At 64.3% G+C, this 11672-nt stretch carries 13 protein-coding genes; 12 read left to right on the top strand and 1 reads right to left on the bottom strand.

The features are described from left to right. Positions 1–6: 6 nt before the first annotated feature. Positions 7–762, top strand: coding sequence for a ProQ/FinO family protein (locus tag HV744_RS05145; RefSeq protein ID WP_175148448.1), 756 nt, complete (start codon positions 7–9; stop codon positions 760–762). Between the two features lie 17 nt (positions 763–779). Here the strand turns inward: HV744_RS05145 and HV744_RS05140 are convergent, their stop codons facing one another. Beyond that, a complete protein-coding gene (locus HV744_RS05140) occupies positions 780–2132 on the bottom strand; it encodes a TAXI family TRAP transporter solute-binding subunit (RefSeq protein ID WP_175148447.1) in 1353 nt (450 codons plus the stop codon). 301 nt (positions 2133–2433) lie between these two features. On the opposite strand from HV744_RS05140, the gene HV744_RS05135 reads away from it, so the two are divergent. From HV744_RS05135 to HV744_RS05085, 11 genes are all read left to right on the top strand, one after another. Continuing rightward, positions 2434–2820: a DUF2946 domain-containing protein gene (locus HV744_RS05135; protein ID WP_175148493.1), complete on the top strand. Its 387-nt coding sequence runs from the start codon at positions 2434–2436 to the stop codon at positions 2818–2820. Between the two features lie 106 nt (positions 2821–2926). Continuing rightward, entirely contained in the window at positions 2927–3823 is an 897-nt protein-coding gene (locus HV744_RS05130) for a hypothetical protein (RefSeq protein ID WP_175148446.1), read from the top strand. Positions 3824–3841: 18 nt separating this feature from the next. Beyond that, the gene (locus tag HV744_RS05125; protein WP_175148445.1) at positions 3842–4234 is read left to right on the top strand and encodes a copper resistance CopC family protein; all 393 of its coding nucleotides are present in this window, start codon (positions 3842–3844) and stop codon (positions 4232–4234) included. Between the two features lie 49 nt (positions 4235–4283). Further along, entirely contained in the window at positions 4284–4493 is a 210-nt protein-coding gene (locus HV744_RS05120) for a HoxN/HupN/NixA family nickel/cobalt transporter (RefSeq protein ID WP_175148444.1), read from the top strand. A gap of 335 nt (positions 4494–4828) precedes the next feature. After that, entirely contained in the window at positions 4829–5887 is a 1059-nt protein-coding gene (locus HV744_RS05115) for an NADH-quinone oxidoreductase subunit B family protein (protein WP_175148443.1), read from the top strand. 73 nt (positions 5888–5960) lie between these two features. Continuing rightward, entirely contained in the window at positions 5961–7775 is a 1815-nt protein-coding gene (locus tag HV744_RS05110; RefSeq protein ID WP_175148442.1) for a nickel-dependent hydrogenase large subunit, read from the top strand. Beyond that, on the top strand, positions 7772–8350 hold the full coding sequence (locus HV744_RS05105) for a NifU family protein (protein ID WP_175148441.1): 579 nt from the start codon (positions 7772–7774) through the stop codon (positions 8348–8350). The genes HV744_RS05110 and HV744_RS05105 overlap by 4 nt, the downstream gene beginning before the upstream one ends. Next, positions 8347–8985 carry a DUF5947 family protein gene (locus HV744_RS05100; RefSeq protein ID WP_175148440.1) on the top strand — a complete coding sequence of 213 codons (639 nt, stop codon included), beginning with the start codon at positions 8347–8349 and terminating at the stop codon, positions 8983–8985. Before HV744_RS05105 ends, HV744_RS05100 begins: the two co-directional genes overlap by 4 nt. Beyond that, on the top strand, positions 8978–9625 hold the full coding sequence (locus HV744_RS05095) for a DUF6084 family protein (protein WP_175148439.1): 648 nt from the start codon (positions 8978–8980) through the stop codon (positions 9623–9625). Before HV744_RS05100 ends, HV744_RS05095 begins: the two co-directional genes overlap by 8 nt. After that, positions 9622–11046: a hypothetical protein gene (locus HV744_RS05090; RefSeq protein ID WP_175148438.1), complete on the top strand. Its 1425-nt coding sequence runs from the start codon at positions 9622–9624 to the stop codon at positions 11044–11046. Before HV744_RS05095 ends, HV744_RS05090 begins: the two co-directional genes overlap by 4 nt. Further along, positions 11043–11594: a hydrogenase maturation protease gene (locus HV744_RS05085; RefSeq protein WP_175148437.1), complete on the top strand. Its 552-nt coding sequence runs from the start codon at positions 11043–11045 to the stop codon at positions 11592–11594. The genes HV744_RS05090 and HV744_RS05085 overlap by 4 nt, the downstream gene beginning before the upstream one ends. Positions 11595–11672 lie beyond the last annotated feature (78 nt).

Genomic DNA, 11672 nt, shown 5'->3' with positions numbered 1-11672 from the left:
TGCGCTATGGGTTTCGAACAACTCGCTGAACTGAAGAAGCAACTGGCCGCTGCACGCGCCGGGGCTGCGCCTGCCGCCAAGTCCGGTGGCAAACCGGCTTCCAAGGCGGATTCCAAGCCTGCTTCCAAGGCGGATTCCAAGGCAGCTTCCAGGCCGGACGCGAGGCCTGCCCGCAAGCCCGCGCAGCCGAACCGCGCCGCGCCCGCGGCGGCCGCGCAAGCGAAGCCGGCGGTGGATGCCAAGCCGGTGGACCCGGTGGTGAAGTCGATCGGGCGTCTGCAAAAGCGCTTCCCGATTGCCTTCCCGAAGAATCCGGCGCCCAAGCTGCCGCTGAAGGTCGGCATCTTCGAAGACCTGGTCGTGCACGCGAAGGAGCTGTCGCTGAGCGAAGCCGAGCTGCGCGACGCGATCAAAACGTGGTGCCGTGGCAGCCGCTACTGGAAGTGTCTCGTCGAAGGCGCGGCACGCGTCGATCTGACGGGCGCCGAGGCAGGCTTGGTCACCGCGCAGGAAGCGGCGGGCGCGCAGCGCCTGCAGGCGCATCGCGCGGGCAAGGGCGCACCGAAGGCGACCGCCGCCGCAGCAGCGGATGCGCCGGCGGCTGAAGCGGCGAGCGCGTCGGCCGACGTGGCCGCGAGTGCGCCGGACGAGTCCGGCAGCAAACCGCAGGCCAGCGCTACGGGACCGTTCGCGAATAGCGAAGCGGTGGTTGCAGAACCCGCAAGCTCGCCCGTCACCCCCGCCGCCGCCCCCGAAGCATAAAACCCTCGCCACCCCGTCTACGGGGTGCTGCCTTGCCGCTCCGCAGCCGCCAGCCGGCTGCGCACGAAGCCGACGTGCTCGCGCAGCACGTAGAACGCGTCGGCATAGGCCAGCGGCATGCGCAGCCGGTTCAACGACGCCTCGATCTGATCCAGTTTCGCCACGAGCAGCTTACGCTCCTCGTCGGTGGAATGGGCGAGCGCGTCGCGCTCGATCGCAATCAGCGAACCGTAATAGCGGTAGATGCGCGAGCGCACACGCCACCGGTACAGCGCGGGGATCAGGCGCATGGCCGGGAACAGCAGCACCGCCACCGGCAGCAACAGCACCAGCGTGCGGTCGCCAATACTCGCGAGCCAGAACGGCAGCGTGCGGTAGAGAAAACTTTTGCCCGTCTTGTAGTAGCGCTGCGCGTCCTCGCTGATCTGATATTCCCGGGCGGTCGGATTCGGGAACTCTCCCGCGTGCTGCAACAAGCCCGGCATGCCATGCACTTCCTGCGCCGCTTCGATCAGCAGGTCGGAGATGGCCGGATGCAGATTCGTCCGCGCGACGAGTTCGACCGTTGGGCTGATCAGATGCACCGTTTCCGGCGGAATCCGGTACTTCAGATCCAGCACGCCGGGCGGCAGGTCAATCTGGTCCAGGTATGGGAACAGCCGCGTATACGCGCTCGCTTCTTCGAAGTTGATCACCGAGATGCCGGGCACCTTGAGCAGGCGCAGCATCAGATCGCGCGTGGCCGAGTCGCCGTTCAGGATTGCTGCGTCCACCTCGCCCGCGACCAGTTGGGTGGCGGCCTGCAAGCCGTCGCTCGGCACCAGCACGGTGTCGCCGCCCGGCCCGATGCCGTTCACCTCCAGCAGCTTGAGCGCCAGCATACGCGTGCCGCTGCCTTCGCGGCCTATCGCGATCCTTTTACCTTCCAGTTGTGAAAGCTGGGTCACGCCGGTGCCGCGATAGAACACCACCACCGGGATATAGGCCACGCTGCCGAGCGACATCAGCGACGAGATGTCGAGCCCATCGGCGACGCCGCCTTGCACCAGCGCAATATCGACATGCTGTTTCGGGTCCAGCAGACGATGCAGGTTCTGCACCGAACCGTCGGACTCCAGCACGTTCAGCCGGATGCCATTGCGCGCGAGGATTTTCCTGTACTGATTCGCGGTGATGAGAAATGAGCTGTCGCGTGGGCCCGCGCTGATCGTGATGGTTTTCGGCGGCGCCGGATCGGCCACCCAGACCATCAGTGTGATCACCAGCACGATGAGCGCCGCCACGATGACGTACGGCAGTGTGTGATCGCGCCATTCGGCATGCGTATGGTCGCCGGGAAAGTGCGGGGGACGCTGACGCAGCGCTTTCATGAACACTCCGTGCCGCAAGCCGGGATGACCCATTGTCCACTGTACGCGGCGGGTTTGCCGTTGGCAGTTTGCTCTATTGACCCGGCGCGGCGAATTGCGCGCGGTGGGGCGCTGCGTGCGAGCGTGGCAAACGTGCTGAGCCGGCTGTGGAGGATGACGCGCGGCGTTGCGCGTTGCCGTGCAGTTGCCGTGCAGTTGCGGCGCGTTAGTGCGTGCCCCGCTTAACGGACGTGCCGGCGACCGGCATGCGTGAATGAGCGTGGCATAATCCGCCACAGCTTTTCATCGTATCGCCGGGCGGATCTTGAGTCGTTTCCTTCGCAAGATCGACAGTTGGCTGGGATTGTTCGCGATCCTGATGGCCACGCTCGCACCGACGATCTCGCATACGCTCGCCGCACGCGCGAATGACGATGCGATGTCGGGCGAGCATTGCTCGATAACGTCGATGAACGGCATCTCATTGATGCGGGACGACGCCGCCAGCAAGCACGCGCAGATGGCCGGCGGCGATGCCTGCCGCTATTGCAGCCTGCTGGCCTATCTGCCCGCGGTGCCGAGTGTCGAAGCGTTGTTCGTCGTCGCCGTGCGGGCGCGCCAGCACACCGTCGCCACCCGCTTCGAGAGCGTTCGCCGCGTCGAACCGCTTACCTTCGCGCGGCCCCGCGCGCCTCCGTTCGCATCCTGATTCGAGTCACTACGGCGCGATTCGCTGACCCGCATCGCGGCTGCCGCCGCACATCCATTCGATTGTGCGCGCCGGCATCGTCACGACCTATCAAACAGGATCAATCATGCCAACCCGAACAACGCGCAGCATCCGGCCGCTACGCGCGGCGTCGCTTGTCGCGGCCGCCGCCAGCGTCGTGCTCTGCACGCCGTCACCCGTCAGTGCCCATTCGATTGCGGGCAACCGCATCTTTCCGTCGACGCTGGCGGTCGACGACCCCGGCGTCGGCGACGAAGCCAACTTCGAGTACGGCCATCAACGCGTGCCGGGCGACGACGGCGACCAGAGCATCAATACCTTCAGCTTCGAATACGACAAGCTGATCACGTCGCGCCTCGCGGTGTCAGTCGACGGCAGCTATGTCGTGCAAAACAATCCGACGGCGCGCGGCTTCAACAATTTCGGCGTCGGCTTGAAGTACCTGCTGTACGTCAACGATGCGCACGAATTGATGACGTCGATCGGCGTGACCGCCGAACTCGGCGGTACCGGAAGCCGTGCGATCGCCGATAACTTTTCGACGATCTCGCCGACCGTCTACGTCGGCAAGGGCATGGGCGATCTGCCGGCGTCGCTGGCTTATCTGCGGCCCATTGCGATCACCGCCGAAGCGGCCCCCGCGCTGACCACCGGCGCGGGACAACCGAACGCGTTCAACTACGGCTTCACGGTGCAATACAGCCTGCCGTATCTGCAGCAGCACGTGCACGACGCCGGTTTGCCGCTGCCGTTGGCGAACCTGATTCCACTGGTGGAAATTCCGTTGTCGAGAAGCCAGGGGCAGACGACCGGCACGGTCAATCCGGGCTTTATCTGGATCAACCGCTATGGGCAGTTCGGCGTGGAGGCGCAAATCCCGATCAATCATGCGAGCGGTTCGCACGTCGGCATTCTGGTGCAGGCGCATGTGTTCTTCGACGACATTGCACCGACCACGATCGGCAAGCCACTGTTTCAGTAACGCAAAAGGAGAGGCACGATGAACCACGTACTGAAAAAAGCTGGGGCAGGCGCGCTGTGTGCGGCCACGAAACTGACCACGCTGGTCGCCGGCTTCACGCTTGCGAGCGCTGCCTTTGCGCATGTGTTTCCACAGAAGCAGGAGCCGGGCGCGGGCACAACGGTGGCGTCGCCTGCTCAGGTGCGCGTGATCTTCGACGGGCCGCTCGAACCGGCATTCAGCTCGCTGACGGTGACCGATGCGAGCGGCAAGCAGGTCTCCACGCAAAAGGCCACGGTCGACCAGCATCAGTCGACCACGATGACAGTGCCATTGCCATCCCTCGCAGCGGGGCATTACACGGTGCATTGGGTGGCCGTGGCGTCGGACGGTCATCGCACGCATGGCGACTATGGGTTCGACGTGAAGTAGCGCGACGCCGTGATGCGCCGCGTGATCCGTGCAAGCGTTGACGCGGCGCATGGCGTTGCTGGTCGGCAGTATCGAAGGACTCGGACTGCTGGCCGACAAGCTGGGCTTGAGTGGCGGATTCTGGCAGGCCGCGGGCACGCTCAACGACAACTTCGGCATGATCGGCTACGCGATCATCGGCGTGTTTCTGGCCAACTGGTTATTGTCTGCAGCGGTTTACAAAGGGAAGCGCTTCGAAGAACTGGAGATCCATTCCTGACACGCGATGTTCTCGCATGAGACGATGGCCCGAACCCTTAAAAGGACGGTTATCGTCAGAGAATTGCGGAGCGTTTGCAGCGAGCGCGTAATAGTCCACGGTTCGTGAGCAAGCTGCGAAAACTGGCTATTCCGCCTCGCTGAACTATACTCGAACAAGTTTTTGGGCTCATCACGGTGGGCACATTCGAACTAAAACACGCAGCAAATCCGGTCCTTTTAACCGCTCCCCACGGTAAAAAATTCGATCGATTGCTGGACACGTGACTGCCGTGCGGCACTCGCCACATCTCTTTGCCTGTCTAAAAAGAACGTGGACCGCAGTGGAGACACATCATGGCAGAAGCAGAAAACGTCCCCTATGGGCGCAAGACTCAGCACGCGCCGGCTCTCAAGGAAGTGCACATCATCTGGATCACCGCGGGCCTCGGCTGCGACGGCGATTCGGTATCGATTACCGCCGCGACCCAGCCCAGCATCGAGGACGTGGTTCTCGGCGCGATTCCCGGCTTGCCGAAGGTGCATTTGCATAATCCCGTACTCGCGTATGAAAACGGCGACGAGTTTCTCAGGCCGTTTCATCAGGCCGCGCGCGGCGAACTGGACAACTTCGTGCTGGTGATGGAAGGCTCGATTCCCAACGAGCGTATCAATCGCGAAGGCTATTGGGCCGCGCTCGGCACCGACCCCGATACGCAGGAGCCGATTACGATTCCGCAATGGCTCGACCGGCTCACGCCGCACGCGCTCGCGGTGATCGGCGCGGGCACGTGCGCGACCTACGGCGGCATCCACGCGATGCAAGGCAATCCGACCGGCTGCATGGGTCTCGCCGATTATCTCGGCTGGGACTGGAAGTCGAAAGCGGGCCTGCCGATCGTCAACGTGCCTGGGTGTCCGGTGCAGCCGGACAATTTCATGGAGACGCTGCTGTACCTGCTGTATCAACTCGCGGGCCTCGCGCCGATGATTCCGCTCGACGACGCGCTACGTCCGAAGTGGCTCTTTACGCGCACCGTGCACGACGGTTGCGACCGGGCGGGCTCGTATGAGCAGGCGATCTTCGCGACCGAATACGGCAGCCCGAACTGCATCGTCAAGCTCGGCTGCTGGGGGCCGGTCGTGCAATGCAACGTGCCGAAGCGCGGCTGGATCGCGGGCGTCGGCGGCTGTCCGAATGTGGGCGGCATCTGCATCGGCTGCACGATGCCGGGCTTTCCGGACAAGTTCATGCCGTTCATGGACGAGCCGCCCGGTGCGGTGCTGTCGTCGAATCTGATCAAGAGCTATGGCCCGCTGATTCGCGGCCTGCGCAAGCTGACCAACAACACGCTCAACGACGAGCCCAAATGGCGTCACAACCGTTCGGAACTCACCACCGGTTACCGTCGTTGAGCGGGCGGCATGCGCGTTAGCCGCGCGTTATCGCTATCGTCGGCATCGTCAGTATCGTCAGCAGGAGAAGGTCATGGCCGTCAGCACCGCACCTGAAGCGACCACCCGCACCGAGGCAACGCCCGGCAAGCTGGTGGAAATGAACTGGGATCCGATTACGCGGATCGTCGGCAGTCTGGGGATTTACACGAAGATCGATTTCGCGAACCGGCGTGTCGCGGAGTGCTATAGCACGTCGTCGATCTTTCGCGGCTACAGCATTTTCATGAAGGGCAAGGACCCGCGCGACGCGCATTTCATCACGAGCCGCATCTGCGGCATCTGTGGCGACAATCACGCGACCTGTTCGGTCTACGCGCAGAACATGGCCTACGGCGTGAAGCCGCCGGCGATCGCCGAGTGGATCGTCAACCTCGGCGAAGCGGCCGAGTACATGTTCGATCACAACATCTTCCAGGACAATCTGGTCGGCGTGGATTTCTGCGAGACGATGGTCAAGGAGACCAACCCCGGCGTGTGGGCGAAGGCGCAGAAAACAGCCGCGCCGCACGCGGACAAACACGGCTATAAAACCATCGCGGACATCATGACCGCGCTCAATCCGTTTACCGGCGAGTTCTACCGCGAGACGCTGATGGTGAGCCGCTATACGCGCGAAATGTTCTGCCTGATGGAAGGGCGCCACGTGCATCCGTCGACCTTGTATCCCGGCGGCGTGGGCACGGTGCCGACCATTCAGCTTTTCACCGACTACCTCACGCGGTTGATGAAGTATGTCGAGTTCATGAAGAAGGTCGTGCCGCTGCACGACGATCTGTTCGACTTCTTCTACGAAGCGCTGCCCGGTTACGAGGAAGTGGGTCGGCGCCGCGTTCTGCTCGGCTGCTGGGGCTCGTTCCAGGATCCGAACGTATGCGACTACAACTACAACACAATGTCGCAATGGGGCCGCGGCATGTTCGTCACGCCGGGTGTGGTGGTGGACGGCGAACTGGTGACGACCGATCTGGTCGACATCAACCTGAACATTCGCATTCTGCTCGGCAGTTCCTATTACGATGATTGGGATCACGAAGAAACCTTCGTCAAGAATGATCCGCTCGGCAATCCGGTGGACCGCAAGCATCCGTGGAATCAGACCACGCTGCCGCATCCGCAGAAGCGCAAATTCGACGGCAACTACACGTGGGTGATGTCGCCGCGCTGGCTCGACAAGCGCAGCGGCGACCACCTCGCGCTCGATACCGGCGGTGGTCCGATTGCGCGCCTGTGGACCACGGCGCTGGCGGGGCTCGTCGATATCGGCTATATCAAGGCGACCGGTCACAGCGTGAAGATCTATCTGCCGAAGACCGCGCTCAAGCCCGAAGTCGAATTCGAATGGAAGATTCCGAAGTGGAGCAATGCGCTTGAACGCGATCGCGCGCGCACGTATTTTCAGGCGTATTCGGCGGCGGCGGCCTTGTACTTCGCCGAGCAGGCGCTCGCCGAATTGCACGCGGGCCGCACCCGCACGTTCAGCGACTTCACGGTGCCGGAAGAAGGCATCGGCTGCGGCTTCCATGAAGCGGTACGCGGCGTGCTCTCGCATCACCTCGTGATTCGCGACGGCAAGATCGCCAACTATCACCCATATCCGCCCACGCCCTGGAACGCCAATCCGCGCGATATCTACGGCACGCCCGGACCCTATGAGGACGCGGTGCAGAACACGCCGATCTTCGAAGACAACGGACCCGACAAGTTCAAGGGCATCGACATCATGCGCGCGGTGCGCAGCTTCGATCCGTGCCTGCCGTGCGGCGTGCACATGTATGTCGGCGACGGCAAGACCATTGATGTATCGCATTCGCCGACCTTCGGGGTGATGCAGGGAGCGCACACGTGAGCGCACAAGGCAGCGACCAACGCGCGGTCGACGCCCAGCAACGCCGCATCGACGAACTGATCGCGGCGCTGGAAGCGCTCGACGATCCGCATGCGCGCGAGAGCGCCCAGCAGTTGCTGCAGGTCGTGCTCGATCTGCATACGAATGGGCTCACGCGTCTGATGGAGATCGTCGCGGCGTCCGGTGCGATGGACGACGCGCTGATCGAAGCGTTCGAGCGCGACGCCGGCGTGTCGGCCTTGCTGCTGCTGCACGGTCTGCATCCGCAAGACCTGGCGACGCGCGTGTCGCGTGCGGTCGAGATACTGCGGCCGCTGCTCGGTGTGCAGGGCATTCGGATCGAATTGCTCGACGCCGCCGAGGAAGCGGTGCGCGTGCGGGTGGCCGGCCGCTTGCAGGGCAAGCACAACTCGGTGAGCGAACTGCAGCAGGAAATCGAGCGCGCCATCTTTGACGCCGCGCCGGAAGCGATGCGCATCGACATCGCGGGTCTCGCCGACGTCAACGTGCACGAATTGCGCTTTGTGCCGCATCACACCGAGATAGCCAGCCGGACCGAGGCCGGCGCGCAATGACCGCCGCCGCTACCAGCACGCGCGGCTGGGTCGCGAGCGTGCGCCATTTCGTGCGCCAGGCCGACGACACGCATTGCGAGTTGTGCGGCGCGACGCTGCTGTCCGATCATCCGCATCTGTTCGAAACCGCGAAGCGGCAGTTGTATTGCTGCTGCCGTGCGTGTGCGCTGCTGTTCGGTAGTCAGCAGAACGCGCGCTATCGCCCGGTGCCGCGCGATGCGCATTATCTCGACGGCTTCCGGATGAGCGACGCGCAGTGGGACGCGCTGGCGCTTCCGATCGACATTGCGTTCTTCTTTTATGACAGCGCCGCGCAACGCGTCGTCGCGCTGTATCCCGGACCGGCCGGCGGCACGCAATCGCTGCTCGACCTGCACGCGTGGGACGAACTCGTCGCCGACAATCCGTGGCTCACGCACCTAGCGCCCGACGTCGAAGCGCTGCTCGTCAATCGCAGCGAAGGCGCGCGTGAGTATTTCCGCGTGCCGATCGATCAATGCTATGCGCTGACCGGCGTGATTCGCGCGCGTTGGCGCGGCGTGTCGGGCGGACGGCAGGCGTGGGATTCGATTCATCGCTTCTTCGCCGCATTGAAGACACAGGGCCGTGTGCCGGAGGGCCTGCTCCATGCCTGATCTCGCGTTCACTGTCGAATCGGTGGAGGTGGTGCCGTTCGCCGCCGCGCCGCTGCTGATGTTCAAACTGCGCATCGTGAACACCCCGGCGCAGGAGGAGATTGCGAGCATCACGCTGCAATGCCAGATTCAGATCGAAGCCACGCAACGCCGCTACGCGCCCGCCGAGCAATACCGGCTCGAAGACCTGTTCGGCGTGCCGCCACGCTGGGGCGAAACGTTGCGCACGATGCTGTGGACGCATGCGTCGGCGGTCGCGCCACCGTTTGCCGGCGAATGCCGGCTCAATCTGCCGGTGCCGTGCTGCTACGACTTCAACGTGGCCGCCACCAAATATTTCCATGGCCTGGAAGAAGGCGAGATTCCGCTGATGCTGCAATTCAGCGGCACGGCGTTCTATCGCGACGCCGATCACGCGTTGCAGGTCGCGCCGATTCCGTGGCACAACGAAGCGGCGTACCGTCTGCCGGTGGCGCTGTGGCGCGACATGATGGCTCGCTACTATCCGAACGGCTCGTGGCTCTGTCTGCAGCGGGACGTGCTCGACCGCCTCGCGCGTTTCAAGACCCGGCGCGGTCTCACGAGTTGGGAGCAGGCGGTGACGAGCCTGCTCGACGGCCTCGAGGAGGATACATCGTGAACCCGGTCGAGAGGGTGGTGCAGGCGGTGCTGTACGAGGGCTACATGCTGTATCCGTACCGGCCGACTTCGGTGAAGAACCGGCAACGCTGGACCTTCGGCGGCGTTTATCCGCGCGCCTATGCGGAGGCGTCCGGCAGCGACCCGTGGGTCACGCAGAGTGAATGTCTGCTGCGCGGCGACGAGCGCACGCGCGTGGCGGTGCGGCCCGGCTTTCTGCAAGTGATCGAGCGGCTGGTGCTGGATGTCGCGCCGGACGCCGCGGTGCGGCCCGAGTCGGGCGAACCCGCGTGGCGCAGCGTGCCGGTGCTCGACATCGACGAACGGCGCTATACGCCGTGGCAGGAAGCGGCCGAGCGGCACATCGCGTTGCCCGTGCTGGTGCTGGGTGAATTGCTGCAAGCGCCGCGCGAGATTGCATTTTCATTCGACGCCGGCAGCGAACTCGAACCGCTCGCGGACCGGCTCGGCACGCTGCGCGGCGCACTGCGCCGGACTCGCGCCGCGCTGCAAGGGCGGGTCGAAATCAGCGCGGCGAGCGTGGCAAGTGGCGTCTACCGGCTGAAAACGCGCATCGTCAACGAGACGCCGCTCGACCATGCGCGCAGCCTGACGCGCGATGCCGCATCGCTGTATGCGTTGGTGTCGTGCCATACGGTGCTGACCATCGAGCGCGGCACGTGGCTCTCGTCGATCGATCCGCCCGACGAACTGGCGGCGGCCTGTGCCGCGTGCCGCAATATCGGCGTGTGGCCGGTGCTGGTCGGCGACGAACAGCGGCCCGACACGATGCTCGCGTCGCCGATCATCCTCTACGATTTTCCGCAGATCGCGCCGGAAAGCGCCGGCGATCTGTTCGACGCGACCGAGATCGACGAGATCCTCACGCTGCGCATTCTGACGATGACCGACGACGAGAAGCGCGAAATGATCGCCATCGACGAGCGCGCCCGTGCGTTGCTCGCGCGCACCGAGGGGCTCGGCGCCGAGCAGATGGGCAAGCTGCACGGCACGTTGCGGCAGGGGCGCGGGTTCGACGCGGCCGCTGCGGGCGCGTCCACGTTCACATCGGCATCGCCGGACCAAGCCGCGCGGCCCGTTTCGCCGTGGGCCGAACTCGATGCGCGGCCGCATCTTGCATGCGTGCGGGTGGCGGGCGTGGAGATCCGGGTCGGCGATCAGGTGCGCTTGCACCCACGCGGACGCGCGGACATCTTCGACATCGCGCTGAGCGGCATGATCGCGACGATCGAATCGATCGAACGCGATTTCGACGACCACGTGCACGTTGCCGTGACGATCGACGACGATCCCGGCAAGGACTTCGGCATGCAGCGCATGCCCGGTCATCGCTTCTTTTTCGGACCGGACGAGATCGAGCCGCTCGATCGGCCTGCCCGCAGTCGGCGAGGCCTGCAATGAACACGATTCTCGTGGCTGGCATCGGCAATGTGTTTCTCGGCGACGACGGCTTCGGCGTCGAAGTAGTGCGTCGTTTGCAAACACGGCTCGCGGCGGGCGAATTGCCGGCGCTCGCCGCGGGCGTGAGCATCGCGGACTTCGGCATTCGCGGCATCGACCTGTGCTACGCGCTCCTCGACGGCGTGGACAGCGCGATCCTGATCGACGCGACGCAGCGCGGTGGCGCGCCCGGCACGCTGTACGTGATCGAGCCGTCGCTGCAAGAGCCGGCCGGCGCGGAGCAAAACGATCCCTATGCGGTGCCGGTCCTGATGTCGCCGCATGAGATGGATCCGCTCAAGGTGTTGCAAACGCTGCGGATGCTCGGCGGCGGTTGTGAGAACGTGGTCGTGCTCGGCTGCGAGCCGCAGGATTTCGGTTGCGAGGACGGCAACGAAGGGCGGATGGGTTTGAGCCGTGCGGTGGAAGCCGCCGTGGAGCCGGCGGCAGACGTGGTGGTGCGGCTCGTGACCGCCAGGTTGGAGCGGCTCTCCGCATTGTCGGCCTGACATGCCTGGCGTTTTTGATCAGTCATGCCGACAGAAGACACGCGTGGAAGACCGGGCGGTTCCGGTGAAATGACAGAA

This window comes from Paraburkholderia ultramafica (assembly GCF_902859915.1).
GTDB classification, from domain to species: Bacteria; Pseudomonadota; Gammaproteobacteria; order Burkholderiales; family Burkholderiaceae; genus Paraburkholderia; species Paraburkholderia ultramafica.
Note: the sequence above shows the minus strand (reverse complement) of the source record. Positions and strands in the feature narration are given on the sequence as shown.